The organism is Sphingomonas sp. P4_G2, from assembly GCF_056401155.1.
In genome coordinates this window covers 21,112-47,199 of sequence record NZ_JBFUJY010000011.1, presented here as the reverse complement: position 1 = coordinate 47,199, position 26,088 = coordinate 21,112, and the positions used below count along the sequence as shown (strand labels likewise).

27 protein-coding genes are annotated in these 26,088 nt (G+C 64.5%); 10 read left to right on the top strand and 17 right to left on the bottom strand.

Annotation, left to right across the window (positions count from 1 at the left end):
• The first annotated feature begins 35 nt into the window (after positions 1–35).
• Positions 36–1,304 carry a DUF445 domain-containing protein gene (locus AC1DRD_RS21085; protein ID WP_478042922.1) on the top strand — a complete coding sequence of 423 codons (1,269 nt, stop codon included), beginning with the start codon at positions 36–38 and terminating at the stop codon, positions 1,302–1,304.
• Between the two features lie 185 nt (positions 1,305–1,489).
• On the opposite strand, the gene AC1DRD_RS21080 is transcribed toward AC1DRD_RS21085, so the two are convergent.
• The 8 genes from AC1DRD_RS21080 to hisS form a co-directional block, all read right to left on the bottom strand.
• Positions 1,490–2,155, bottom strand: coding sequence for an HAD family hydrolase (locus AC1DRD_RS21080; protein ID WP_478042921.1), 666 nt, complete (start codon positions 2,153–2,155; stop codon positions 1,490–1,492).
• A gap of 83 nt (positions 2,156–2,238) precedes the next feature.
• Positions 2,239–3,801, bottom strand: coding sequence for a DUF4139 domain-containing protein (locus AC1DRD_RS21075; protein ID WP_478042920.1), 1,563 nt, complete (start codon positions 3,799–3,801; stop codon positions 2,239–2,241).
• A 16-nt stretch (positions 3,802–3,817) separates the two neighbouring features.
• A complete protein-coding gene (locus tag AC1DRD_RS21070; protein WP_478042919.1) occupies positions 3,818–5,287 on the bottom strand; it encodes a DUF4139 domain-containing protein in 1,470 nt (489 codons plus the stop codon).
• Between the two features lie 146 nt (positions 5,288–5,433).
• Positions 5,434–6,141, bottom strand: coding sequence for a DNA helicase (locus AC1DRD_RS21065; RefSeq protein WP_478042918.1), 708 nt, complete (start codon positions 6,139–6,141; stop codon positions 5,434–5,436).
• Between the two features lie 399 nt (positions 6,142–6,540).
• A complete protein-coding gene (locus AC1DRD_RS21060; RefSeq protein WP_478042917.1) occupies positions 6,541–7,365 on the bottom strand; it encodes a DUF4167 domain-containing protein in 825 nt (274 codons plus the stop codon).
• 263 nt (positions 7,366–7,628) lie between these two features.
• Positions 7,629–8,486 (bottom strand): peptide chain release factor N(5)-glutamine methyltransferase, encoded by an 858-nt coding sequence (gene prmC / locus AC1DRD_RS21055; RefSeq protein ID WP_478042916.1) that lies wholly within the window; start codon positions 8,484–8,486, stop codon positions 7,629–7,631.
• A 57-nt stretch (positions 8,487–8,543) separates the two neighbouring features.
• Positions 8,544–9,626 (bottom strand): peptide chain release factor 1, encoded by a 1,083-nt coding sequence (gene prfA / locus AC1DRD_RS21050; RefSeq protein ID WP_478042915.1) that lies wholly within the window; start codon positions 9,624–9,626, stop codon positions 8,544–8,546.
• The gene (hisS, locus tag AC1DRD_RS21045; RefSeq protein ID WP_478029820.1) at positions 9,623–10,984 is read right to left on the bottom strand and encodes a histidine--tRNA ligase; all 1,362 of its coding nucleotides are present in this window, start codon (positions 10,982–10,984) and stop codon (positions 9,623–9,625) included. The genes prfA and hisS overlap by 4 nt, the downstream gene beginning before the upstream one ends.
• Positions 10,985–11,151: 167 nt before the next feature.
• On the opposite strand from hisS, the gene AC1DRD_RS21040 reads away from it, so the two are divergent.
• The 5 genes from AC1DRD_RS21040 to AC1DRD_RS21020 all read left to right on the top strand — a co-directional run bounded on the left by AC1DRD_RS21040 (position 11,152) and on the right by AC1DRD_RS21020 (position 15,403).
• Positions 11,152–11,673: a DUF1345 domain-containing protein gene (locus AC1DRD_RS21040; protein ID WP_478042914.1), complete on the top strand. Its 522-nt coding sequence runs from the start codon at positions 11,152–11,154 to the stop codon at positions 11,671–11,673.
• An 86-nt stretch (positions 11,674–11,759) separates the two neighbouring features.
• Entirely contained in the window at positions 11,760–13,673 is a 1,914-nt protein-coding gene (locus tag AC1DRD_RS21035) for a M61 family metallopeptidase (RefSeq protein ID WP_478029818.1), read from the top strand.
• 35 nt (positions 13,674–13,708) lie between these two features.
• On the top strand, positions 13,709–14,248 hold the full coding sequence (gene ppa, locus AC1DRD_RS21030) for an inorganic diphosphatase (protein ID WP_478029817.1): 540 nt from the start codon (positions 13,709–13,711) through the stop codon (positions 14,246–14,248).
• Complete coding sequence (locus AC1DRD_RS21025; RefSeq protein ID WP_478042913.1) at positions 14,245–14,949, top strand: hypothetical protein; 705 nt, start codon at positions 14,245–14,247, stop codon at positions 14,947–14,949. The genes ppa and AC1DRD_RS21025 overlap by 4 nt, the downstream gene beginning before the upstream one ends.
• A gap of 61 nt (positions 14,950–15,010) precedes the next feature.
• The gene (locus AC1DRD_RS21020) at positions 15,011–15,403 is read left to right on the top strand and encodes a hypothetical protein (protein ID WP_478042912.1); all 393 of its coding nucleotides are present in this window, start codon (positions 15,011–15,013) and stop codon (positions 15,401–15,403) included.
• Between the two features lie 33 nt (positions 15,404–15,436).
• Here the strand turns inward: AC1DRD_RS21020 and AC1DRD_RS21015 are convergent, their stop codons facing one another.
• From AC1DRD_RS21015 to ispG, 8 genes are all read right to left on the bottom strand, one after another.
• The gene (locus AC1DRD_RS21015; RefSeq protein WP_478042911.1) at positions 15,437–15,829 is read right to left on the bottom strand and encodes a TfoX/Sxy family protein; all 393 of its coding nucleotides are present in this window, start codon (positions 15,827–15,829) and stop codon (positions 15,437–15,439) included.
• On the bottom strand, positions 15,829–16,140 hold the full coding sequence (locus tag AC1DRD_RS21010) for a DMT family transporter (RefSeq protein ID WP_478042910.1): 312 nt from the start codon (positions 16,138–16,140) through the stop codon (positions 15,829–15,831). The genes AC1DRD_RS21015 and AC1DRD_RS21010 overlap by 1 nt, the downstream gene beginning before the upstream one ends.
• Positions 16,133–16,612 carry an N-acetyltransferase family protein gene (locus tag AC1DRD_RS21005; RefSeq protein ID WP_478042909.1) on the bottom strand — a complete coding sequence of 160 codons (480 nt, stop codon included), beginning with the start codon at positions 16,610–16,612 and terminating at the stop codon, positions 16,133–16,135. The genes AC1DRD_RS21010 and AC1DRD_RS21005 overlap by 8 nt, the downstream gene beginning before the upstream one ends.
• Positions 16,609–17,493 (bottom strand): DMT family transporter, encoded by an 885-nt coding sequence (locus AC1DRD_RS21000; RefSeq protein ID WP_478042908.1) that lies wholly within the window; start codon positions 17,491–17,493, stop codon positions 16,609–16,611. Before AC1DRD_RS21000 ends, AC1DRD_RS21005 begins: the two co-directional genes overlap by 4 nt.
• A gap of 197 nt (positions 17,494–17,690) precedes the next feature.
• Complete coding sequence (locus AC1DRD_RS20995; protein WP_478042907.1) at positions 17,691–18,173, bottom strand: retropepsin-like aspartic protease family protein; 483 nt, start codon at positions 18,171–18,173, stop codon at positions 17,691–17,693.
• A 59-nt stretch (positions 18,174–18,232) separates the two neighbouring features.
• Positions 18,233–18,628 carry a DUF4345 family protein gene (locus AC1DRD_RS20990; RefSeq protein WP_478042906.1) on the bottom strand — a complete coding sequence of 132 codons (396 nt, stop codon included), beginning with the start codon at positions 18,626–18,628 and terminating at the stop codon, positions 18,233–18,235.
• An 18-nt stretch (positions 18,629–18,646) separates the two neighbouring features.
• On the bottom strand, positions 18,647–19,129 hold the full coding sequence (locus AC1DRD_RS20985) for a thioredoxin family protein (protein ID WP_478042905.1): 483 nt from the start codon (positions 19,127–19,129) through the stop codon (positions 18,647–18,649).
• On the bottom strand, positions 19,126–20,241 hold the full coding sequence (ispG, locus tag AC1DRD_RS20980; RefSeq protein ID WP_478042904.1) for a flavodoxin-dependent (E)-4-hydroxy-3-methylbut-2-enyl-diphosphate synthase: 1,116 nt from the start codon (positions 20,239–20,241) through the stop codon (positions 19,126–19,128). Before ispG ends, AC1DRD_RS20985 begins: the two co-directional genes overlap by 4 nt.
• A gap of 420 nt (positions 20,242–20,661) precedes the next feature.
• Here ispG and AC1DRD_RS20975 point away from each other — a divergent pair, with 420 nt between their 5' ends.
• Positions 20,662–21,828 carry an acyltransferase family protein gene (locus AC1DRD_RS20975; RefSeq protein ID WP_478042903.1) on the top strand — a complete coding sequence of 389 codons (1,167 nt, stop codon included), beginning with the start codon at positions 20,662–20,664 and terminating at the stop codon, positions 21,826–21,828.
• Here AC1DRD_RS20975 and AC1DRD_RS20970 read toward each other — a convergent pair.
• Positions 21,793–22,623 carry a LytTR family DNA-binding domain-containing protein gene (locus AC1DRD_RS20970; protein WP_478042902.1) on the bottom strand — a complete coding sequence of 277 codons (831 nt, stop codon included), beginning with the start codon at positions 22,621–22,623 and terminating at the stop codon, positions 21,793–21,795. The genes AC1DRD_RS20975 and AC1DRD_RS20970 overlap by 36 nt on opposite strands.
• 102 nt (positions 22,624–22,725) lie before the next feature.
• Here AC1DRD_RS20970 and AC1DRD_RS20965 point away from each other — a divergent pair, with 102 nt between their 5' ends.
• The 3 genes from AC1DRD_RS20965 (at position 22,726) to AC1DRD_RS20955 (ending at position 26,072) form a co-directional block, all read left to right on the top strand.
• On the top strand, positions 22,726–23,916 hold the full coding sequence (locus tag AC1DRD_RS20965; protein WP_478042901.1) for an acyltransferase family protein: 1,191 nt from the start codon (positions 22,726–22,728) through the stop codon (positions 23,914–23,916).
• A gap of 79 nt (positions 23,917–23,995) precedes the next feature.
• A complete protein-coding gene (locus tag AC1DRD_RS20960) occupies positions 23,996–25,219 on the top strand; it encodes an acyltransferase family protein (protein WP_478042900.1) in 1,224 nt (407 codons plus the stop codon).
• Entirely contained in the window at positions 25,140–26,072 is a 933-nt protein-coding gene (locus AC1DRD_RS20955; RefSeq protein ID WP_478042899.1) for an isoaspartyl peptidase/L-asparaginase family protein, read from the top strand. Before AC1DRD_RS20960 ends, AC1DRD_RS20955 begins: the two co-directional genes overlap by 80 nt.
• Positions 26,073–26,088 lie beyond the last annotated feature (16 nt).

The window sequence follows — 26,088 nt, the reverse complement described above, 5'->3', positions numbered from 1 at the left end:
TTGAACAATCCCGGCTTTGGGGGATTGTTTCGGCCATGAAGTTGGCGCGACTGTCCGTTCCCGGCCCGACTACCGCGCCTCCTGCCCTCAGGCGGATGCGGCTGGTCGCCACGGCTCTGTTGGTGGCGATGGCGGCGCTCTACCTGGTCGCGCGCGCGCTGGGCGATCGTCACCCCCTTTGGGGATTCGTCCGCGCCTTTGCCGAAGCGGCAATGGTCGGCGGACTGGCCGACTGGTTCGCGGTGACCGCCTTGTTCCGCCACCCGCTCGGCCTGCCCATCCCGCACACCGCGATCGTACCGAGGAACAAGGACCGGATCGGCGACACGCTCGCGCAATTCCTGCGCGATAATTTCCTGATCCCACGCGTCGTCGCCCGGCGCATGCAGGGCGTCGACGTCGCTGGCGCCGCCGGCCGCTGGCTGGCCAGCCCCAAGGGCGCGAGCGAAGGCCGGCTCAGGCGCGGCGCGTCGCGCTTGGCCGCCGACATGCTCGAATCGCTCGACCAGGAACGGCTGGGCGGGATGGTGCGGACGACGCTGGCGCAGCGCCTGCGCTCGCTCGAAATCTCGCCATTGCTGGGCAACGCGCTGAACGCCGCGATTGCCGATAACCGCCACGTGCCCCTGCTCGACGGCATCATCAAATGGGCGGCCAAGGTGCTCTCCGCTAACGAACCGGTGATCCGCGCGATGGTGCATGAGCGCGCCGGATCGCTGATGCGCTGGACCGGGCTCGACGAGACGCTGGCCAACAAGATCATCGCCGGGCTCGACGGCATGATCCAGGACATGGCGTCGCAGCCCGACCACCCGCTGCGCGCCAAAGCCGAGGAAGGTCTGGCGCAGCTCGCTTATGATCTGCAATTCGACCCCGTGATGCGCGAGCGGGTCGAGGGGTTCAAGGCGGAGATGCTCGACAATCCCGCGCTGTCGGACTGGTGGCAGGGCATTTGGGAACAGATGCGCGGCGCGATGCTGAAGATCGCGCGCGATCCCGATGCGATGATGGCCGGGCGGTTCGGTGAGGCGCTCCACCAGCTCGGCGTGACGTTGCAGGAGGATCCCGAGCTCGCCAATACGATCAACCGTTTCGCGCGCCGTGCCGCGGTCGGCACCGCGGCCGATTATGGTGACGCGATCGTGCGATTGGTGTCGGAAACGGTGCGCGGCTGGGACGCGCAGACGATCACGCGGCGGCTGGAGAATGCGGTCGGCCGCGACCTGCAATATATCCGTATCAACGGTACCCTGGTCGGCGGGCTGGTCGGGCTCGTCATCCATGCGGTGGATGTATTGCTGTAGGATTTCGGCTCCCCTCCCTGCCAAGGCAGGGGTTGGGGGTGGGTGCGCGCGTCTGCGCGCCCAAAAGACTCGTCGGCCGATCGTCAAAAAAGCATCGGACGAGGCTTCGAGCCTCGCCCGATGCTAAACCCACCCCTTACCCCCTCCCTTTCAGGGAGGGGGAAACCAACCGCAATGGCCTGAACCTACCGCCAGCGTAGGACAGTCCAGCCCTTCTCTCCGGCCAACGCGAGCAGCGGCGCATGCGGGTTAACCGCGAAGGCTTCGTCCGCCCAGTCGAGTGTCGGCGCGTCGGAGACGTGATCGGAATAGAAGCGGACATGAGCGTCCCGGCGCGCGATCCTCTCGCGCGCCATCCACGCTTCAATCATGCGAAGCTTGGCATCGCCATAGCAATTCTCGCCCGCGATGCGTGGCAGCAGACGACCGTTTTCGAGTGTCGACGGCGTCGCGATGACGTCGCTGATGCCCAAGGCAGCAGCGATCGGGCGAACGTAGAAATCGTACGAGGCGGTCGCCATCACCACGCGATAGCCCGCCGCGCGGTCGGCCGCGATGCGTGCGCGGGCATCGTCCCAGACCTTGCCGACGACGATTCGGTTTGCGAAACGCGCCGCGGCTTGATCGACCTGGTCAATCGCCGGCCGCCGTCCGATCACCAGCCGCTGCGTCATTTCCTTCAGCCGCGCGCGATCGATGCGTTTGCCGAGATAGAGCGCGGCCGGCGCAACGCTGGCGGCTAGCGCCGCGAGTCGCCACGGCCGCCGTCTGGCCCAGGCGCGGAGGAACGGCATCCAGGTCGGCGATCGGGTGATCGTCTTGTCCATGTCGTAAATGGCGAGCCGTTGCATCGCCCTTGCCTTAGCCGCGAATTCGGCAAGCTGAAACGGTCCGCCACGTCCGGCCGACGGCACCTGAGCAAAGCTGGACTGTCCTACCGCTTGCGATCGTCGCGCACGGCGTAGGATAAGGTCGCGGTACCGTTCGCGGGGATAATCGTCGTCCAGAAAGACGCACCGTCCTTCCTCCCCAGCCGACTGCTCGATCGCGCGATCTTCTCGTAATCGTAGAGGTGAATCTTGGTCTCGTAGGTCACTGGCCAGGGCTGGTCGTTGGTGACGGTCAGCGTATAGCCGGTGGTGCGGTCGTTGGGACGGCGGCGTGTGCCCACCACTCGCGCCGATACGCTCTGCGGCTGGCCCATGCGGAATTCGACCAATTCGTCCACGGCTTTGTCGTCGATCGCCGATTCGCCGACCAGCAGCATCTGTCCGTCGACGTCGCTGAAGACCGCCGCCTTGCCCGCCGGCATCGCGGCACCGAGCCCGTTGGCGGTGGTGTTCTTGCCGCGCAGCAGCAAGCCGGTCTGCGCGTTCTCGCGCATAATATCGCTGACATAGATCGGCGCGAGTTTGACGCCGGACTTGTTCATCAGCCCGACCTGCTTCTGCGATTGCGAGGCGACGGTGACGCGGGTCGGGAAGCGATAGAGTTTGAGGTCGCCGAGCGCCTCGACCGTCGCCACTTTCGCGTCGGCCATAAAACCGGCCCGGCTTGCGGAGACCACGAGTTCCATCGGTTCGGGCGGTGGGGGCGGCGGCGGCGGTGCGGGCGCTTCCCGCACAGCGTCGGCGGAATAGCGCTCCTCATTGGACAGATCATATTCCGGCAGCGGCCAGCATTGCAGCGGCAGGTAGCTCGACGAGACGAAATTGCGCGGACCGTAATTGCTATTGGCGGTGCGATTGATCTTGCCCGCGACGACTTGGGTATCGGCATCGACGAAGCTGGTGACGTCGGTCGATGCGAGTGTGATCCATGCGAACAGATCGGCGCTTTGTCCGTCCTTGCGCATCGCGATGACATAATCCGCCTGCCAGTCGAACCCGCCCGACAGATAAGACAAGGTCAGCGTCACTTGGCGCTGAGCCTTGGCCGTCGTCCTCACCGACAACGTTGGCTTGGCTGACAAGCCTTCGGGCACGCCGTCATAAACGATCGCTTCGGGCAGGCCGGAGCAGCGCAGGTCACCATAGGCCCCGCCGAACTGGAGCACGGCCGCGCCATTGGCCGAGGAGCGCAAAGTCGCTTGGAGCAACTGCGCCTTGCCCGTCGCAGGGTTGGTGCGGCGAACGAGAACGCGACGGCCTAGCGCGCGCTCGAACAGCGAGCGCGGCGACAGCAGATTGGCGTCGAGATTCTTCTCCTCGACCCCGTCGGGCAGCCCCGACACCAAAGCGCTTTCGGGCAGGATGTTGCCGGCGACACCTTCGAACCGGATCACCGCCGGCCCGGCGGGAATGGTCACCGTGCGCGTTTCGGTGACCAGCGCGAAGCCCTGCGGATAGGACCGGTTGATGGCGCTTTGCGCCCCGCGATTGGGGTCGCGATAGAGTGTCACCGATACCTTGTCGGGGCCGGCGGAGGTGATGACGGTCTGCGCGCGCGCTGGCACGGCGCCGGCCAGCACGAACAGCAACAGCAAGGCGGCGCGCATCGCGCGGATCCCGCCGTCAGTACCGGGTGTCGAACGCGACGGTCAGCACGGTCGATCCGTTGGCCGGCACCGTCACATGCCACAGCCGCTCGTCGAGCGACCGTTGCTCGCCCTTGATCGATTCGCTCGAAACGCGCGTGTCGTGCCAGTAAGTGCGGTCGAGCCCGGCCTGGACCAGGTCGACCGTGACCGGTTCGGGCCGCGCATTGGTGACCGTATAGCTCATCGTCGTGCGCCAATAGGTGACTTCGTCCTCGCGCTCGACGACGGTCGGCTTGCCGCCGTCGACCGAGATGCGGAATTTCTCGGTTCGCTCCCATTCCCCGCTGTTGATCTTTTCGCGCTTCTCGACCGCCGGCTTGATCTTGACGTCGAACGCCTCGCCCGTGCGGATCGCCAGGGTCGACCCCATCGGCGTGTGATCGATGCGATTCTCGCCGATGAATTGCGGCTGGCCCTTGGCGTCGCGGATATAGACGCGGACCGTCCCCGCAGGCAGCGCATCGCCGAGTCCGCCATCTCTAGAACTCGAAAAGCTCAACACCGTGGCGGCGCTCACGGGATCGCTCGACGAGCCGTACCAGGCGTTGCGATATTGATAGAGCTTCTTCGCCGGCACGCCGCCGACCGACAGGAAGCTGACCTGCTTCTGCTGATTGGGCGCGATCGTGATGCGGTGGCCGACCGGGTAGAGATAGAAATCCCCCAGCCGGGCGCGTCCCGAACGCTCGGTACCCGGGAGCGTGCCCGGCGCCATGCCGGCATTGCCGCCGCCCTGCCCCGGCGCGCCCGCGACCAGCATTGTATCGGCATTGGTGAAGGCGACATTGTTGTCGTTCCTCAGCGTCACCCAACCCTGGACATCGATCGTGCTCTTCGCTTCGTCGAACAGCGCGACATAATCGGCATTCCAGCCGAGTCCGGTGGTCAGATAGCTGAGCGTCGCCGGGCGCGTACCACCGCCCGAAGCGTCGAGCGAGATCGACAAGGTCGGCCGCGCGCGCAAATTGGGCGGCAGCGAATCGTAGACCACGCGCACCGGCAGCCCGTCGTCGCGCAGCACCTCGATATTGTTGCCGATCTGGAGCACGACGCCGCCATTGGTCGCCAGCACCTTGGCCCGCTCACGGGTCTCGGCGCCCGTCGCCGGGTTGGTGCGGACCAGCGTGATGGTCTGGCCGACCGCCTTCTGGATCAGCGCGCTCGGCGACAACAAGTCATAGTCGAAATTCTGTTCGACGATCGACGCGCCGTCGACCGACAGACGCACCGTCTCTGGCCGGATGCGGTCGGAGACGTCGGGAAATTCCTGACGGTTGACACCGTTCGCCAGGGCCAGTCGCCTTGTATCCTGGATCAGCGCCAGGTCGTTATTGTAGATCGTGACCGAGACATCACCCTGCGCCGAGGGCTGGGGCGCCGTCTGCGCCAACGCGACGCCCGGCACCAGCAACAAGACCGAAACCGCCAATCCGCGCATCACCATCCCCTTGTCTTGTTTGAGACAAAGCTAGCGTATTGGCCGGTGAACGGAAGCTGAAAGATCGTGGAAGCTGCAATGTCGTGTCCATTCCGGAGCGATCGAGAGATGAGCTATCGTCCGAGCGTGGCTCAAGATGCCGCTTCGAAACACTACACGACATGCTGAAGCCGAGTTTCGCCAGCGTGCAGGAAACAGGCCTTCGAGAATATGCCTGCCGGTATCGGGTTAGGGAGGCGAACGTCGTCAAGACTAGGCAAAGGATCGCGCTTAGGATCGAACGAACGGTCGATCTGCGAAATGAAGCCAAGGATGACCCCGCTTTTCCTGGCAAATCCGCTCAACACGCGCATCTGTTCCGAAAGCGGTGGCTTGCTTCTTTGCTGATCCAAAATTTGAAGATAGTCGATGAGAGCTACGGTTCCTGTTGGCGAACCGGACAGATATTGTACGATAAGATTTGCGCTTATGTCGCCCGACGTCACGATTTCCGGTGCGTGCCTGACCTCTCCATTATTTACGGATAGGACGAGCTGCATCGCCTCCTCAGCGGTATATTCCAGCGTGAAGAGGACAGCCCGCCTCCCGTCGCGGGCAGCATCAAGCAAAAGCTGTATGCCCAGCAGAGTTTTGCCCTGTCCCGGACGAGCGCCAAGCAAAAGCATATCACCGTCGGCTAGCTTCGGCAGCAATGCGGACGCTGGCGAGTTCGCCGTCATGCATGCGGACAGCGCGCTCCAGGCGCGAAAGCCTTCCTTGCGGGCAATCCGATCCTGCGCTTCATGCAAGGGGACTTTTTCGGCTCGCGCCAATAATTTGGCCCGGCGCTTTAGCTGATAGATCGGTACGGATAGGCGCATCGCAAACCTCCATTCCGAGCCAGAAACGCAATCCCTCCTTATGCGAACGCTCGAACAGATGGTCCGATGACTCTCGTCGCCCCGTATGTGCGATACTTCCCCAATTGGAGGGAGGAGGCGCGGGCCAAGCCTGTTCCGCAAGCTATCCCGGTCACACGAGACGGGCAAGCCTAACGGCAGAAAAGTGTACAAAGAGGCCTTTCTCGAAGGCTGGCGCGAGTGGCCGATATTGGGCCGCAAGCCGTCATTTGCGGAAGCCGTTCAACGCTGGGCTAGGGCACAAAACAAAACGCCCGGGCGGAACGGGTCCGACCGGGCGTTTCATTCTGTCATCCCAGCGAACGCTGGGATCTCAGGCAATCGGGATACGGCACGAGGCCAGCATCGGGTTGACGGCTATTACTCGGCGGCGTCGGCAGCCGGTTCGGTCGCGCGCGGCGTGCGGCGGCGGCGTGGCTTGGGAGCGGGCTCTTCCTCGCCTTCGGTGCCGGCCGAAATGCCGAGCGACGGCGGGAGCAGCGACGCGTCGAAGGTCTCACCCTCGCTCGCCTCGACCACGCGCGGTTCGCGGCGCGGACGCAGGCCCCGGCGCGACGGACGCTCGGCGCGTTCCTCGACCGGTGCAGCGACCTCAGTCACTTCGACACTGTTCACCTCGTCGGGGTCGTTCTCGGCATAGCCGTTCACGTTGCCGTTGGCGCCAGCATTGACATTGGCATTGCCGTTGTAGCGGTTGCCGCGATCCTCGCGCGGTTCGCGATTGCCGCGATCCTGACGATTGCCACGATCGTCGCGATTGCCACGATCGTCGCGATCCTGGTTGCGGCTCTCCCGGCGCGGTTCGGCCTGGATCTCGCGGCGTGGCTCCTGGCTCTCGCCCTCGGCGCCATCGTCCTCGTAACCCTCATCCTCATCATCGAACGCGTCCTCGCGGCCACGGCGCTGTTGAGCCTGATTCGGGTTCTGCTCTTCGAACCGATTGCGATTCTCGGCGAGGACGCGGAAATAATGGTCCGCGAACTGCAGATAATATTCGGTGTTGACGCGGTCGCCCTGACGTTGTGCCTCGGCGGCGAGCGTCTTGTACTTCTCGAAGAGCTGGTTCGCATTGCCCCGCGCGCGGTTGTCGATGCGGTTCCCGTTGTTTCCGTTGGGATTACCGCCGCCACCCTGGCGCTGGCCACCACGGCCGCGACGGCGGCCGGCCTGACGATTTATGTTCAAAGTCCTGTGGTCCTTGTGTTCAAAACAAACCCGGCCTTGCTCCAAGAGGATGCAAATCCCACGCGCCACCCGCGCCGAACCCGAAACTTGGGTGGAGGCGCGAAAGGCCTGTCATGGCCGCCGGACGAGCGGCCTAATGACGATGGATTGGGCAGGCCCGCGATTTCAACGACTTGTCGATTGAGATCGTCTGCCCCTTCGCGCTCAATAGCGGGTGCGGGGCGTTTGTCCAAGAAGAAATATGTATCCGGAGTGTGTCATTTTCAAGGTGTGGCGATGAGGCATCTGTCGCGCCCGGCCAGATCGCGGCGAACCGCGACCTTCAGGCCCTGCGCGATCAGCAAGGCGGAAACCGCTTCGGCCTGGGTCGCGCCGATCTCGATCGCCGCCATGCCATCGGGCGCGATCAGGGGCGGGAGCTGGGTGGCGATGACACGATAGTCGTCCAGACCGTCGGGGCCGGCGAACAACGCCGCGCCGGGCTCGTGCTCGCGCACCTCGGCCGGAAGCGATTCGTCGGCGGCGACATAGGGCGGGTTGCAGAGGATCAGGTCGAAATCCCCCGCGACGCCATCGGCCCAGTTGCCTTGGCGGAAGGAGGCGCGATTGGCCAGATTGAGTAACTCGGCATTGCGCCGGGCGTAGGCGAGCGCCTCCGGCGACGCGTCGATCCCCAGGCCATGCGCTTCGGGCCAGTGCGCCAGCACGGCGAGCAGCAACGTTCCCGGCCCTGTTCCGAGGTCCAATATCCTCAGCGGCGCCTCGACATCCGGCAGGTGTTCGATTGCCGCCTCGATCAGCGTCTCGCTGTCTGGGCGGGGGATCAGCACGCCGGGGCCGACCGCCAGGCTGATCGTCCAGAAGTCGCGCGTGCCGGTGATATAGGCGATTGGCTCATGCGTGAGGCGCCGGTCGATCAGCGCGGCGAAGGTGGAGGGCGTGGGGTCATCCAGGTGCCGCAACAGCAATTGCTCGCGCGTCGTGCCGAGCGCGTGCGCCATCAGCAGTTCGGCATCGAGACGAGGGGTGTCGGAGACGGCCGCGAGGCGCTGTGTCGCAGTGGCAAGCGCTAATCTTACTCCCCTCCCGTTTGCGGGAGGAGTTGGGGGAGGGCGTGTCATGCGCCCCGGGGAGGACACACGCCCTCCCCTAGCCCCTCCCGCAAGCGGGAGGGGAAATCAGCCATCCAGCGTCGCCAGCCGCTCGGCTTCGTCCTCGGCAATCAGCGCGCCGATCAATTCGCCCATATCGCCTTCGAGGATTTCGGGCAGGCGGTGCAAGGTCAGGTTGATGCGGTGGTCGGTCACGCGGCCTTGCGGGAAATTATACGTCCGAATGCGTTCCGAGCGGTCGCCCGAACCCACCATCGCCTTGCGCGTGCCCGACCGCTCGGCGGCGAGCCGCTCGCGCTCCGCTTCGTACAAGCGCGTTCGCAGCACCTTGAGCGCTTTCGCCTTGTTCTTGTGCTGCGACTTCTCGTCCTGCTGGATCACCACCAAACCGGTCGGCAAATGGGTGATGCGGACCGCGCTGTCGGTCGTGTTGACCGACTGCCCGCCCGGGCCCGACGAGCGATAGACGTCGATCCGCAAGTCGCGTGCCTCGTCGATCTGGACGTCGACATCCTCGGCCTCGGGCAGCACCGCGACGGTCGCTGCAGAGGTGTGGATGCGCCCGCCACTTTCGGTCACCGGCACACGTTGCACGCGGTGCACGCCGCTTTCGAACTTCAATTTGGCGAACACGCCCTTGCCCTCGACCGAGGCGACGACTTCCTTGAACCCGCCGGCTTCGGAGGTGGAGGCGGAGATCAGTTCGACTCGCCAGCCCTGCCCTTCGGCATAACGCTGGTACATGCGGAACAGGTCGCCCGCGAACAGCGACGCCTCGTCACCCCCGGTCCCGGCGCGGATTTCGAGCATCGCCGCGCGTTCGTCGGCGGCGTCGCGCGGCAACAGCGCCAACGCCAGCGAGCGCTCGGCCTCGGGCAGCGCGACGCGGATCTCCTCGATCTCCTCGCGCGCCATCGCCTTCAGCTCACCATCGGCGGCATCGTCCTCGGCCATATGGCTCAAGGTCGAGAGTTCGGCGCGCAACCGGCGCACTTCGCCCGCGGCCTTGGCCACCGGCTCGATCTCGGCATATTCCTTCGACACCTGGACGAAGCGCTCGCCCGACAAATCGCCGGTCGACATCAACGCCGACAATTCGTCGCGCCGCGCCTCGATCTGCGCGATCCGCTCGGGAGAGATGGAGGTCATGCGGCGCCCGTCTCGGCTGTCCACAACCCCTCACGCCACTCCTCGAGCATTTCCTCCAGCACCGAATCGCCTTCGACATCAGCGTCCGCCACACCCGTGGAATAGAGGAACGCCGCATGCAGAAGAGCATCAACATCGCTGCCCGCAATGCTCAATTGCTTGCCCGTACCCAGCACCTTCACCGTCAATGTCCGGTTGGCCACCTCTTCGTCGCCGAGCAATATCGCAAGGGACGCCCCTTGCGCGTTCGCCTTCGACAGACGCCGTTTGAGATTGCCCTTGAACGCCATATCGGCTGACGCGCCCGCCCGGCGAAAGTCCGCCAACACGGATAAGGCGATGGCTTCTGCTTCCTCACCGAAGGGAATGATCGCAACGGCAACGCGTTCCGACTCTTGCTCTTCAAGGAGCATCGCCAACCGCTCGACACCGGCCGCCCAACCCACGCCCGGCGTCGCCGGCCCACCCAGCGACTCGATCAGGCCGTCATACCGCCCGCCCGCGAGCACGGTGCCCTGCGCGCCCAGCCGGTCGGTGACGAACTCGAACGCGGTGTGGCGATAATAGTCCAGCCCACGCACCAGCCGACCGTTGCGCGTCCACGCCACGCCAGCCGCGTCGAGCCCTTTGGTAACCTTCTCGAAGAAAGCTCCCGCCTCACTCGTCAGATGCGCGTCGATGTCCGGCGCGGCGTCGGCAATCGGGCGATCGCGCGGATCCTTGCTGTCGAGGATCCGCATCGGATTCTTGTCGAGCCGGACGAGGCTGTCTTCGGACAGTTCGCCGCGATGCTGCTCGAAATGCGCGACCAATGCCGCGCGCCAGGCATCGCGCGTCTCGGCATCGCCCAATGTATTGAGTTGCAAGGTCACGCCATCGGCAATGCCGAGTTCGTGGAGCAGCTGGTCAGCAAAGGCGAGCAGTTCGACATCCGCCGCCGGCTCGGCCGCGCCGATCACTTCGGTGTCGATCTGGTGGAACTGGCGATAGCGCCCTTTTTGCGGGCGTTCGTAGCGGAACAGCGGCCCCGAGGTGACCAGCTTGAGCGGCGCATATTGCTGCCAGCCCTGCGTCAGATAGGCGCGACACACCCCCGCGGTGAATTCGGGGCGCAGGGTCAGTGAGTCCCCGCCGCGATCCTCGAACGTGTACATTTCCTTGGAAACGACGTCGGTGGTCTCGCCGATCGAGCGCGCGAACACCTGGGTGTCCTCGAACACCGGCAGGTCGACACGCTGAAACGCGTACAATTTGCGGACATGATCGAACGCCTCGAGCACGCGCGCGAAGCGCCGCTGCTCGTCGCCGAAAATGTCCTGGGTGCCTCTGATCGGCCGGGGTGTCTCGATACGCGCCATGTTGGCGGCGCTCTCTAGTAGAGCAACGCCGCCTACGCTAGCGTTTCGTCATGGCGAACATGCATCTCGGTCATCGGCTCGCGCCTCCCCGCTTCATTGCATTCGTCGCGATCTTCGTTGTGGGACTGTTCTTTACAATCCCGGCCCAGGGTTATGGACGGGGCGCGATGATCGCGTTCGATATCGCGGCGGCGATCTTCCTCATCTCGATCATGCCGCTGTTCGCGCGCGGGACGGCCGATCAGATGCGCGCGGCGGCGCAGCGTAATGACGCCAATCGCTCCTTCCTGTTGCTGCTCACTGTCGTGACGTCGATCGTCATCATGGTTTCGGTAGTCACCGAAAAGCTTGAAAAGGCGACGCCCTTCACGATCGTGCTGGTGCTGGTGTCGCTGGTGCTCGCCTGGACCTTTTCGAACATGATCTACGCGCTCCACTACGCGCATCTCTATTATCTGCCGGCAGAGGATAACGAAGACAGCGGTGGGATCGAATTCCCCAATTGCGACGACCCGGATTATTGGGATTTCGTCTATTTCAGCTTCACCCTGGGCATGACCTTCCAGACCAGCGACGTCGACATCAAGAGCCGCCGCGTCCGCCGCGTCGTCACCGGCCATTGCCTGGCCGCGTTCGTCTTCAACCTGGGCGTGCTGGCCTTCACGATCAATTCGATCGGCGGCGGTTAATTCTACTGTTTCCGTAGCGTTAGCTACTGGACGGCGGGTGTATCGCCGTCCTAGGACGGCCGCACATCAAAAAGGGGTTCTGCTCAATGCTCCGTCGCGCCGCTCTTGCTGTCCTGCTCGCCTCCTCTGTCGCCACCGTCGCACTCGCCGAAAATTCGAAGCCGCAGCCGACACCGGTGGAGAACACGATCCCGGTCGCGGTCGACAAGCCGTATCCGGGAACACTGACGCTTGAGGTGGATGCGACCGACACGGCGCGCGGCATCTACGTCATCAAGGAGAATATCCCGGTTTCGGGGAGCGGCGAGATGGTGCTGCTTTATCCCAAATGGGTGCCGGGGGGACACACGCCGCGCAACGAGATCGACAAGGTAGTCGACCTGCATATCACCGCCGCCGGCAAGGCGGTCGCGTGGAAGCGCGATCCGGCCGAGGTCTATGCGTTCCATCTCGACGTTCCCAAGGGCGCCAAGTCGATCGAGGTTACGTTCAAATACGTCACCTCGACCAAGGGCGACCAGGGCCGCATGATGGTCACGCGCAACCTGCTCAGCCTCGAGCCGATCGGCACAAGCTTCTACCCCGCCGGCTATTTCGTGCGGCAGATCCCGATCCGCATGACGGTCAAATATCCGGAAGGCTGGACCGCGTCGTCAGCGCTCAACGCCAAGGTTGCGGGGTCGACCTACACCTACGAGCCGACCAATTACGAGATCCTGCTCGACAGCCCGATCCTGGCCGGGCGCTATTACAAGAAGTGGCCGCTCAGCGAACGCGTCAATCTCAACGTCTATGCCGACACCCAAAAGGAACTCGATTCGGCGACCCCGGCGATGATCGACGCGCACAAGCGCCTGGTCGAACAGGCCGTCCGCACCTTCGGCGCGCAGCATTACGACCATTACGAATTCCTGCTGTCGATCTCGAACGAGCTTGGCGGGATCGGCCTCGAGCATCATCGCAGTTCCGAGAACGGCACGCGGATGGGCTATTTCAGCGAGTGGGAGAACAACGCCGGCGCGCGCAACCTGCTGCCGCACGAATATACCCATAGCTGGGACGGCAAGTTCCGCCGCGGTGCCGATCTGTGGACGCCCGATTATCTCTATCCGATGCGCAACAGCCTGCTCTGGGTCTATGAGGGGCAGACGCAATTCTGGGGCTATGTGCTTCAGGCGCGGTCGGGACTGGTGTCGAAACAGGATACGCTCGACGGCTATGCCGCGATCATGGCCAATCTCGACAATACGCCGGGCCGCAACTGGCGCCCGATGATCGACACGACCAACGACCCGATCATCTCCAACCGCCGGCCCAAGGGCTGGACCAGCAACCAGCGGTCGGAGGATTATTATAACGAAGGCCTGCTGATCTGGATGGAGGTCGATTCGATCCTTCGCCAGCAATCGAAGGGCAGCAAGTCGATCGACGATTTCGCCCGGGCTTTCTTCGGCATCAATGACGGCGATTGGGGTGAGGTCACTTATACGTTCGACGATGTCGTCGCGACGCTCGACAAGATCCAGCCCTATGACTGGCGCGGCCTGTTGACCAAGCGGCTCTACGGCGTCGGCGAGCCGGCACCGCTCGGGGGGTTCGACCGCAACGGCTACAAGCTCGTCTATACCGACGTGCAGCCCGCGATCGGCAAGCAGGCCGAGCGCGGGCGCAAGGTCACCGACTTCTATTATTCGCTCGGCTTCCAAATCGGCAGCGACGCCAGCCTGGGATCAGTGCGCTGGGGCAGCCCCGCCTTCGACTCCGGGCTGACCGTCGGCGACACGATCGTCGGCGTGAACGGCCTGGCTTATTCGGACGATCGCCTGAAGGCGGCGGTGACCGAGGCCAAGGGCGGCAAGGCGCCCATCGTCCTTTTGGTCAAGGCGGGCGAAGAAGTGCGCAGCGTGAGCATCGACTATCATGACGGGCTGCGCTATCCGCATCTGGTGAAGACCGGGACCGGGGAGAGCGGTCTCGACCTGCTGCTCCAGCCCCGCTGAGACGGGGCGGCGCGCCACGCCATATAGGGAATGACATGCGGATCGATTTGATACCGGTCGGGGACAACCCGCCCGAGAGCCTGAACGTCGTTATCGAAGTGCCGGTCGGCGGCGAGCCAGTGAAATACGAGTTCGACAAGAAGTCGGGCGCGCTGTTCGTCGACCGGATCCTGCACACGCCGATGCGCTACCCGGCCAATTACGGCTTCGTTCCGCACACTTTGTCGCCCGATGGCGATCCGCTCGATGCGCTGGTGATCGCGCGCTCGCCGTTCGTCCCCGGCTGTGTCGTCCGCGCGCGGCCGATCGGCGTGCTCAATCTCGAAGACGAGCATGGCGGCGACGAGAAGCTGATCTGCGTCCCGGTCGATTCGACCTTCCCTTATTATTCGGACGTCGGCGAGCGGGGGGATCTGCCCTCGATCGTGCTCGCCCAGATCGAACATTTCTTCACCCACTATAAGGACCTCGAGGCCGAGAAGTGGGTGCGCGTCGGCAAATGGGGCGATGCGGCCGAAGCCCGCCAGATCGTGATCGAGGCGATCGAACGCGCCAAGGCAACCGAGGCGGCGTGAGGCCACGCACCGCCTGGCGCTTGTGCGTGCTGGCGGGACTGGTGGCGTTCGTTTGCTCTTGGGCATTCGGCAAGATCCCCGGGCTGATCGCCTGCGGGGCGTTTGACGGTTCGGGGCAGCTCGGACCAATCCTGGCGTTCGAGCTGGCCCGGACGCCGGGCGACGTCGCGGCGTTGTTCGGCAGCGGCGCGTGCCGGGCGCGCTTGATCGGCGCACAGAATACGGGATTGTGGCTCGACGCGCTCGGCTTCATCCCCTCCTACACTGCGTTCCTGGTGCTGGCGGCGATCGCCGCCAGCCGCGGCCGGGCGCAGCGTGCGATCGTCGGGATGCTGCTGATCGCCGGGCTCAGCGACGAGATCGAGGGTTTGTTCATATGGCGGATCATGAGCGACCTGCCCGGGACACCGACACAGCTTCACGGCCTGTGGTGGGCCGTCCACGTCAAGTTCGGTTTGCTCGCGATCGGCACGACATTGATCGGGCTCGCGCTGATCCGCATGTTCAAATTGTGGCCGATGCTGTTTGGCTTGATCATCGCGGTTGGCGGCGCGGCGGCGATCTATGGGTTCTGGGTACTGCCCAACGCGATGATGATGGCTGGGTTTACGTACGCGTGGTTTGCGATCCTGGTGACGGCGATTGTGGCGTCGTTTGCGGCCGGAACGTTTGCGCCGAGGGTGGCGCGGATATCACGCTGAGTCCGCTACCGACGCACTGGCGGATGCTAGTCGGACATGCCAATCTAGCGCAATGTGGTCGATGCTTGCACTTACCCTCGCCGCCCTCTTCGGAGGCTCGCCGATCACTGACGCGCAGCCCTCTGACTTCAAACCTCGGCTCGTTCATGGCTTCTTGGACGCTCACTGGGAATACCCCAATTTTCTCCCAGACGACCTTCCCGATCAAAGGGCGTTACCTTTTGAGATCAAAGAAAAGAAGTGGATGGATGCGTATTCAGTGACTGATGAGGACGCCCGTAAATATCGGCCGAGTGAGACCCCCTGCTTTGAAATAGTCGGGGAAGGTTACGTTGCCCCGCGGAAGCCGGATAATATGTGGCCAGCCGATCAGCAATTTATCTTCACCAAGATAAAGATGATGAAAAAGATGAAGACTGAAGCCGAATGCGAAAAACGCCTGCAGCGGAAGTGATCGTGACCGCCAATAGCGGACACCGTCTCTGAGCTATTTCCGCGACACGCGTCCCCGCGTCGCCGCCCGCGCCGTTCGTCGCGGCGGCGCCTTTTTCGGCGCTCGCCTTCCCGCCTCGAGTGCCAGCATCGCCCAGCGCCGGAGTTCGTCGGCGTCGTCATAGACGTCGTCGGGCGCGCGGCGATAATTCATGCTGCCGGTCTTGCCGTTCATCTCGTAGGTGAAGCGCTCGCAGCCCGCTTCGTCCCATACGGCGTCGCTTTCCGCATCGGCCTTGAGCCACAGCCCGCCGCCGCTTGCGACGATCGCGAAGATGGTGCCGTCGCAATAGAGCGTCGCGCCGCCCATCATCGCGCGCTTGGTGACACGGCCAACCGGCTCCATCGCCTCGGTCACCCAGTCGATCAGCCCTTCATCCGCCGCCATCAGCGTGCTCCCGTGATCTTCAGTCCGGCGATGCACGCGACTACGCCGAGGATCAACAGGAGTCGCGGCAGGCTCGCCGGCTCCTGATACCATGCAATGCCGACGATGACCGTCCTCAATGCGCCGATCCCGCCCCACACGGCATAGGCCGTGCCCATCGCGATCGAGCGCGAGGCATATTCCAGTAGAGCCATGGACAAGGTTACCGAGGCGAGGAAGCCCAATGGCCACCACAAGTTGCGAAAGCCGTCGACATGGCGAAGACAGGTGGTGAAACCGACCTCGAACAATCCGCCCAGGCCATCAGCCACGCCCCGCCAACTTGGCAAGCGCATCGCCAGTGACGCGCCGGATGCGCCATTCGTCCAAGCTCTCGGCGCCCATGGCGGTATAGAAATCGATCGCCGGCGTGTTCCAGTCGAGCACCGCCCATTCGAAGCGTCCGCAATCGCGATCGAGCGCTATCCCCGCCAGATGCCGCAACAAGGCTGTGCCGACACCCGATCCGCGCGCCTCCGGCGTCACGTACAGGTCTTCGAGATAAAGGCCCTTGCGCCCCGTCCAGGTCGAGAAATTGTGAAAGAACAGGGCAAAGCCCATCGGCTTTCCCTCCTGCTCGGCGATCACCGCCTCGGCCGATCGCTCGTCGAACAAGGCATGCGCCAGGCCCTCCTCGGTGGCCTTTACTGCGTCCGGCTCGCGTTCGAACTCCGCGAGTTCACGGATGAAGCGCAGGATCAGCGCCGCATCCTGCGGCGTCGCGGGACGAATATTGACGGTCAAAACGCAGCCTCCACATTTTCGATCGACCGCCGCCGCGCGGCGATCAGGCAGCCGGCGATGATCAGCGCGGCGCCGGCCAGCGTATAGAGCGCGATCTGCTCGCTGAACACGACCCAGCCCCATAATGACGCCCAGATGAAGGCGGTATATTCGGTCGGCGCGAGATAATTCGCCTCGCCGCGTGCATAGGCCCAGGCGAGCAGCAGCAAAGATACCGTCGCCAGCACCGCCGCCCCGACGATCGCGGGCCCATGCCGCATATCGGGCACATGCGCCATGAACGGCGCGCCGGCGGCCAGGATCACGAGGACGATCACGCTCTGGAAGAAAGCGACTTCCTGCGGCCCGGCGACCAGGGCCTGCTGACGCATCAGCACGATGTTATAGGCGTAGCAGACCGCGGAGAGCAGCACGGCGACGGTACCGCGGAACCGGTCGGGGGACGGCGCCGAGGCCGCCTGACCGAGCATGATCACGCCCACGCCGGCAAAGGCGACCAAAGAGGCGACGATGGCCCGGCGCGAGATATGCTCCTTGAGCAGGAACCCCGCGCCGAACAACGCCAGCAACGGCGCGATGAAGGTGAGCGCGATCGCCTGCGCCATCGGCACGCGGGCCAGGCCCCAGAAGAACGTGACCGCCATCACCGCCGACACCGATCCGCGAATCAAATGGACTCGGATCGTCGCCCGCGACGGCCAGCCACGCCGCTGCGGCAGGTAGATCAACCCGGTCAGGATCGCGCCGGCCAGGGTCCGCCACAGCAAGGTGTCATAGGCGCCGATCTCGATCACCAGCACCTTCATCACCGCGTCCATCGACGAGAAGACGGCGATGCCGAGCACCGCGACGGAAAACACGAAGGCGGGGCTGCGCGGCATGTCCCAGCCGATAGCCGGACGCGATCGTTACGTCACCAGCCCCTTCCCTCATGAGGTGAGAAGCTGGGCTTGTGGAAAAGCCCCCCTCCCGCTTGCGGGAGGGGCTGCGGGAGGGCGTGTTAGCTCGTCCCCGCCGCCAACTATTCGGACATACCCTCCCCTAACCCCTCCCATGAATGGGAGGGGAATAAGGAAGACTATTTCAACGTCATCTTGTCGCCGCTGATCGCCACGCTGTCGAGACGGCGGAGATAGTTCTGCCCGAGCAGCGAGATGGTCAGTCCGTCGAGCACCACGGCATGGATGCCGCTGACGCGTTTGCCGTCGAGCACGACGTCCTCGAGCTCGACTTCCTGTCCCCTGATATCGCCCGATGCGCCGGTGCCGACCACCTCGAACCGGCCGGGATCGAACTTTACCCCCGCCCGCCGCGCATCGTCCTGGGTCAGGGCGACTTCGGTCGCGCCTGTGTCGACGACGAACTTGATCGGCTCGCCATTGACCTCGGCGACGGTGAAGAAATGGCCGTTATCGGCGCGGTCGAGCACGGTCGGCTGCGGCTGATCGGCGGGCGCCGCGGCGGCAGGCGGCGCGGCGGCGATCGGCGCGCGCTTCGCCCCCGGCAAGGCCAGGCCGATCGCGATTCCGATCACGGTCACGACGAGCAGCGCATATTTCATGGCCGCTCTTCTACCGCACGGCGATTGCAGCTTGGCTAATGGTGATGGCTAAGAAGAACTTACCGCCGTGCCAGCCACCAACCGAACAGCACCAAGGCCGGCGGCCCGAACACGCCAGGGAAATCGCGCCAGAAAATCGCGACGCCGCAAATGCCGGTGATCACTTCGTACAAATGGACCAGCGCGTGCAGGCTCAGCCACAATGCCCCCGCCAGCACCGCCAGCCGCCGCACGCGCAGGTCGAGCATCGCCCAACCGAGCAGCAGCCCGCACGCCAAATACGCCGCGCCGATATCGCGGACGAAATGCTGGTTGAACGGGCCGGTGAACACCACAGTCGGCAGCGTGCGATACCAGAGCAAAGGCTGGGCGAGCATGTATCCGCCGAACCCGATCGCGAAGACCGCCACCAGACCGACCAGCAATTGCGCCAGGCGAAACCGTCCGTCGGTCATGTGCCCTCCCGTCACGCCTTATCGGGCGAAATAGCGATAGATCTTGTCCTCACTGCGCGTCGAGGCGTCGTGCCAGCGCGGCGCGTCCTTAAGGTTGAGCGGCTTGCCGGCGGAATCGAGCATCAGCACGGTCGGCGTTCCCTTGATCCCGTCGAGCCCGAAGCGGCGCGCGAGATCGAGATTGTGATCCTTCTGCCCGACATCGATCCAGACGATTTCGTAGCGCGGCGCCAGCATCGCGGCGAAGCGCGGGCTGGCGAACCAACCGGCCAGCGCGCGGCTATCGTGGCACCAATTCGCGCCGAACACGAGGATCACGCGATGGCCATTAGTTTTGGCGCGCGCCATCGCATCGGCGACGTCGCGGCCGGCACGATCGGGATCGCCGAACGGGCGTGCTTCGGGATGGGGCGAGACGCTCACCGGCGCTGCGCTGTCCGCGGCTAGCGACGGCGCGGCGAGAACGATTGCCGCTGCAATGACGCAGCGAACGATCCTCACGCCGCTTTCGCCTCGTCGGCGGCGTCGATCTCGGCTGCCTTGGCCTCGACCAGCTTGACGATATGCTCGATCATGTCGGCGTCCTGGACATGGTGATCGGTCACGCCCGACAGATAGACCATGTGTTTGCCGTTGCCGCCGCCGGTGATGCCGATATCGGTTTCGCGCGCTTCGCCCGGCCCGTTGACCACGCAGCCAAGCACCGACAGCGACATCGGTGTGCGGATATGCTGGAGCCGTTCCTCCAGCGCTTGGACGGTGCGAATGACGTCGAAGCCCTGGCGCGCGCAGCTCGGGCACGACACGACGCGGACGCCGCGATTGCGGATGCCCAGCGCCTTGAGGATTTCGAATCCGACGCGCACCTCATCCTCGGGCTCGGCCGAGAGCGAGACGCGGATCGTGTCGCCGATCCCGTACCAGAGCAGGCTGCCGATCCCGATCGCCGACTTGACCGTGCCGCCGACGAACCCGCCAGCTTCGGTGATGCCGAGATGGAGCGGGCAATCGACCGCTTCGGCGAGCTGCTGATAGGCAGCGACCGCGAGAAACAGATCGCTTGCCTTCACCGCGACCTTGAATTCGTGGAAGTCGCGGTCCTGGAGCAATTTGATGTGATCGAGCGCGCTTTCGACCAAAGCGTCGGGGCACGGCTCGCCATATTTTTCGAGCAAATCGCGTTCGAGGCTGCCGGCATTGACGCCGATGCGGATCGCGCAGCCATTGGCCTTGGCCGCCGCGACCACTTCGTTCACCCGCTCGGCGGAACCGATATTGCCGGGATTGATGCGCAGGCAGGCGGCGCCGGCATCTGCAGCCTCGAGCGCGCGCTTATAATGGAAATGGATGTCGGCGACGATCGGCACGCGCGAGGCGCGGACGATCTGCTTGAGTGCCGCGGTCGACTCGACGTCGGGGCAGGACACGCGAATGATATCGACGCCGGCATCCTCGCAGCGGCGGATCTGGTCGATCGTCGCTCGCGGATCGCTGGTCGGCGTATTGGTCATCGTCTGGACGGTGACGGGTGCATCGCCCCCAACCGGGACGTTCCCGACCATGATCTGGCGGCTCTTGCGGCGCGTGATGTCGCGCCAGGGACGAACTGACATTCGAAATCCTCTTGGGTCGCCCGCCATATAGCGGCGCGCGTCCGCGAAACCTAGTGCTCTAAGGCGGATCGACACGTCAGATCTCCCCTCCCTGCAAGGGAGGGGTAGGGGGGGTGGGTTGAGCGACGGGCGAGGCTCGATGCCTCGCTCGTCGCTTTTTTGGCGGTGGGGTGGAGAGTCTTTGTAAGCGCGCAGACGCGCGCACCCACCCCCTGCCCCTCCCTTGCAGGGAGGGGAGTTGGGGAGCGCTGGGATCGACCGGGCTCGGGCGTCGAAAAGTCATCCGCCACCAAGACGATGATTCCGGATCATAAAGCACCCGCACCACCCATTTTGAGCAACCGAGGTTTCGAGCGCGATAACCTTTTGGTCAGGGCCGATCCGCTATTGACCTGGTCAACTCGGACACGAACGGCGTCAATGATTCCCCAGCGACGACATTATGGCCTGGACTGGCTCAGGATCGGCGCCTTCGGCCTGCTGATCGTGTATCATGTCGCCATGGTCTTTTCGACCTGGGACTGGGTGATCAAATCGCCGGTCACTTATCACGAGCTGACCGCGCCGATGGCATTGCTGACGCCGTGGCGGCTGCCGCTGCTATTCGCAGTGTCGGGCTATGCCAGCCGCAAGCTGTTCGCCAAGTCGGGTGACGTCCGCGGCTTCACCGAATCGCGCAATCGCCGGCTGCTAATTCCCTGGGCATTCGCGATGGTCGCGCTGATCCCGCCCGAAATGTGGGTCAGGGCGCGCGAGCAGGGCTATCCGGGCAGCCTGCTCCATTTCTGGCTGACCGATTATTGGAGCGTCACACCAGTCTATGGCCATGGCTTCCCGAGCTGGGAGCATCTGTGGTTCGTCGTCTATCTTTGGGCCTATACGATGGTGCTCGCGGCGCTGTTGCTCGTGCCTGGTTGGAATGCAGAGCGGCTGACCCGCGCCGCGGACCGCCTGGCGGCGGGCACGCGCCTGCTCTGGGCGCCGATCGCCGTGCTGGTGATGCTCAAGCTTTCGGTCATGTTCGTCTTCCCCGAAAAGCAGGGCCTGTTCACCGACTGGAATGCCCATTTCGCCTATTTCCCGATCTTCCTGTTCGGCTTCGCGCTGGCGGGGGAAAGCAAATTATGGCCGACGATCGCGCGGCTGCAATGGCCGGCGGCGGCGGTCGCGTTGATCACCGGGATTATCGTGGTCTGCATCGAGCTCGCTTATGAAGGGCACAATGTCCCGCCGCACGCGACGATGGTGCTCGACCGCGCGGCGCGGCTGGCGATGGCGTGGAGCATGATGCTGGTGTTGTTCCAGGTCGCGACGCGCTTTCTCAACCATGATCACAAATGGCGCGCGACATTGGCCGAGGCGGTATTCCCGCTCTATATCGCCCACCATCCGGCGATCATCCTGCTCGCCTGGTACACGTTGCCGCTCAACCTCAACCCGTTCGTCGAGTTCGCGCTGATCCTGACCGGCACCTTCTCGTTCGCCGTCAGCTTCTATCTGATTGGGCGCGAGGTCGACTGGCTGCGCCCGCTGATCGGCCTCAGCGCGAGGTCAGTCCGCCGGACGGTAGCGCCGGCTTCCGCGTAGCATCGCGCCCGACGCCAGTTCGACGGTGAAGTCGCCCGATTTGTCGGTCTCTATCCGGCGGATCGCCGCGCGCCGTACCAGCCGGCTGCGATGGATGCGCAGGAACGCCTCGCCCAGTTCGGCTTCGACCGCCGCCAGCGTGGCCCGATGCAACAGCGTGCGCGACCCCCAGACGATCTCGACATAATTGCCCGCCGAGGCGATCGACTCGATCTCATCGACCGGCACGACATGGGTGACCGCGCCGTCGGCCACCGCCAGCGTCCGGGGAGCGGCGGGCGCCGTGCTCGGCGGCGTCGCGGCACGCGATATCAACCATTGCCCGCCGGCGGCGACGACGATGAACTGGAGGTAGGTCGCGAAATCCTTGCGGAATTCGTAGAGCAAGCGATCGTCGACGATGCCGAAAAAGTGATACGGCCCCTGCCCCACGGCATCGTAATAGATCCGCCGCAGAACCACCATCACCGCGATATGCCAGCCCGATGCGATCAGGCTGCCGATCAGCAATAGCGCGATCACGGCCGGCCAGGGGAAACGGGGCGGCCTGACCTTCGCGACCGCGACCCACAGCAATGGATAGACGCTGAGCCATGCCAGCATGCTGGTCCATTCCCACGACCAGACCAGATCGGGCCGGATATGCGCGCCCGACGCGTGAAGATCGGCGATCGACGATTCGGCATTGGCGATCATGATGAGGGTGACGATCGTGAGGAAGCCGGCGGCCAACCCAAGCGCCAGCTTGCGCTGCGTCCCGTTCATCCCGCGCCACCCGCCGCTCGTCCCAGCCACTTGTGCGATCGTCCCCGTGAAGCCGCCTTTTGCCCCTCTCCGATACCGGTCCCGACGGGCTCCGACTAGCCGTCACCGCATCGCAAGGAATGGAGGCGAGCAATGGAACGGCATTACGGAATGGACTGGCTGAGGATCGGCGCGTTCGCGCTGCTGATCCTCTATCACATCGGCATGGTTTTCGTGCCCTGGGGCTTTCACATCAAGACCGCGCAGCCGATGGACTGGGTCGAGATCCCGATGCTGCTGACCAACCCCTGGCGGCTTACCTTGCTGTTCGTCGTATCGGGTTATGCCAGCCGCGCCTTGTGGTCGAAATCGCCCAGCATCCGCCGCTTCCTGGGCAATCGCAGTTCGCGGCTGCTGATCCCGCTCGTGTTCGGCATGGCGGTGATCGTCCCGCCGCAGACCTGGGTCGAGCTGGTCGGCAAGCATGGCTATGGGCAGAGTTATCTCTGGTTCCTGACCCATGATTATTTCCGCTTCGGCAAGCTCGACGGGATCGTCATGCCGACCTGGAATCATCTGTGGTTCGTCGTCTATCTCTGGGTCTACACGCTCGCGCTCATGCTCCTGATGCTGGTTCCCGGCGCGGGCAAGCTGCAGGCGATGTTCGATCGCTTGCTCGGCGGCAGCCGCGCGGTCTGGGTGCCGGTCGTGTTCCTGCTGGTCACGCAATATTGGCTGTTCCACCGCGACGACGATACGCACGATCTGTTCAACGACGGCCTGGCGCATCTGCAATATTTTCCCGCTTTCCTGTTCGGTTTCGGTCTGGCCGGATCGCGGGTGGTGATGGACGGGCTGGCGCGCTGGTGGACGGCGTCGGCGGCGGCCGCGATCGGCTGCTACGCGGTGATCGCCGGGCTGCTGGTCGCTTATCCAGATTTCAGTTTCCCGACGCACAACGTGACGATCGTCTTCCGGCTGGCGCGCGAGATCGACACCTGGGTGGCCATCGCCGCACTGATCGGCGTGGCCGAACGCTTCCTCAATCGCGACCATCGCTGGCGCACGACGCTCGCCGAGGCGACCTTCCCCTTCTACATCATCCACCAGACGGTGATCGTCCTGGTCGAATTCTGGGTGAAGCCGCTCGGCATCGGCGCGGCCGGCGAGTTCGCGATCCTGGTGCCGGCGACGATCGCGGGATGCTGGGCCTTTTACCTGATCGGACGCGAGGTAAACGTGCTGCGCCCGCTGATCGGCCTCAGGGCGCGCGCCAAGGCCGCCAAACCGGCGACCCCGGCCGACTGGATGGAGACGGTTCGCGCTCGGCCCGACGTCGCTTGAGCCCCGTTTGACCGTCTAAGCGGAACTCCTGAGGGTGCGATGGGTAGTCATCGCGCCCTCAATCGCTACATGGACTGGCATGGTTCGACATTACGGCATGGACTGGCTTCGCGTGGGCGCCTTTGCCCTGCTGATCCTGTATCATACCGCGATGGTGTTCACGCCCTGGGGTTTCCACGTGAAGACCGCCCAGCCGGTCGAGTGGCTATCGGTCGTGATGTTGCTGACCAACCCGTGGCGCCTGACCTTGTTGTTCGTCGTCTCGGGCTATGCCAGTCGCGCGCTGCTCGCCAAATCGGGCGGCGTCGCCAAGTTCATGTCGAGCCGGTCGAGCCGCCTGCTCATCCCGCTCCTCTTCGGCATCACCGTGATGGTGCCACCGCAGAGCTGGGTCGAGCTGGTGACCCAGCATGGCTATGCCCAGGGTTTCGCGACGTTCCTGACCCAGGATTATTTCCGTTTCCGGGCGATTGACGGCGTGTTCCTGCCGACCTGGAACCATTTGTGGTTCGTCGGCTATCTGTGGACCTATACCGCCGCGCTGTCGCTACTGCTCCTGATCCCCCGCCCGGCCCGGTTGCAGGCCTGGTTCGACGCGGCGTTCGGCGGCTGGCGCGCACTGGTACTGCCGATGGTCTATCTGGTGCTGAGCCAGGTCGTCATCTTCCACCGCTGGACCGACACCCAGGACCTGATCCACGACGGCGTCGCGCATCTCGCCTATTTCCCCGCCTTTCTGTTCGGCTTCGGCCTCGCGCGGTCGCCCGATGTGCTCGCCTCGCTGGTGCGCTGGTGGAAGCCGGCAGCGCTGATCGCGATGCTGAGCTATGCGTTCGGCGCGGCGGTCGAGATCGTCTATCCCGGCGACCTCGTCCCGCCGCAATGGCTGGGCGACCAGATGCTGGTCGCGCACCAGATCCAATGCTGGGCGGCGGTCACGGCCTTGATCGGAATCGCCGAGCGTTTCTGGAACCGCGACGGCGCGTGGCGCCCGACACTGACCGAGGCGGTGTTCCCCTTCTACCTGATCCATCAGACGATCATCGTTGTGGTCGAATATTGGCTGCGTCCGTTGGGGATTGGCGCGCTCGGCGAATTCCTCATCCTGGTGCCGGCGACAATCGCGGGTTGCTGGGCTTTTTACCTGCTCGGGCGCGAAGTGAACTGGCTGCGGCCGTTGATCGGATTGCGGCGGCGCTCCGCCAAGGCTACCGCTCGCCGCCATGACGACAAGCCCAACACCCTGGTCGCTGGTGATCCATGGCGGCGCGGGCGCGATCGAGCGCAGCCAGACCCGGCCTGAGACCGACACGGGGGTTCGCGCGGCGCTGAACGCCGCGCTCGATGCGGGCAGCGCGATCCTGACGGCGGGTGGCGCATCGCTCGACGCGGTCGAGGCGGCGGTCCGCGTGCTCGAGGACGATCCGCATTTCAACGCCGGGCGCGGCGCCGCTTTCACGTTCGAGGGCAAGAACGAACTCGACGCCGCGATCATGGAGGGCGCGACCCTGCGCGCCGGATCGGTCGCCGGTGTCACCGCGACCCGGAATCCGGTGACCCTGGCGCGCGCAGTGATGGAGCAAAGCGCGCACGTCCTGCTCGGCCGCGAAGGCGCCGACGCGTTCAGCCGCGAGCATGGGCTCGACCAAGCCGACGCCGAGTGGTTCGCGACTCCCGAACGGCGACGCCAGCTCGACGAACTGCTGTCGAACGGCGGAAAGTTCGACGTCGACATGAAATACGGCACGGTCGGCGCGGTGGCGGTCGACCAGGCCGGGCATATTGCCGCGGCGACCTCCACCGGCGGGGTGACCGGCAAGCGCTGGGGGCGGATCGGCGATTCGCCGCTGATCGGTGCCGGCACCTATGCCGACGATCGCGGCGCCGCGGTGTCGTGCACCGGCGCGGGCGAGTTCTTCATCCGCGAAAGCGTCGCCTTCCAGATCAACGCGCGCGTCCGCTTCCTCGGCGAAAGCCTGCAGGCGGCGGCCGACACCGTGATGGCCGAGGTGAAAGCGCTCGGCGGCACCGGCGGCGTGATCGTCACCGCGACCGACGGCGGCATGGCCTGGAGCTTCACCACGGCAAGCATGTATCGTGGGCGCGCGACGTCGGATGGGAGCCGGAAAGTGGCGCTGTACGAGAATGAGGGCTGACCATCCGCAACCGTCA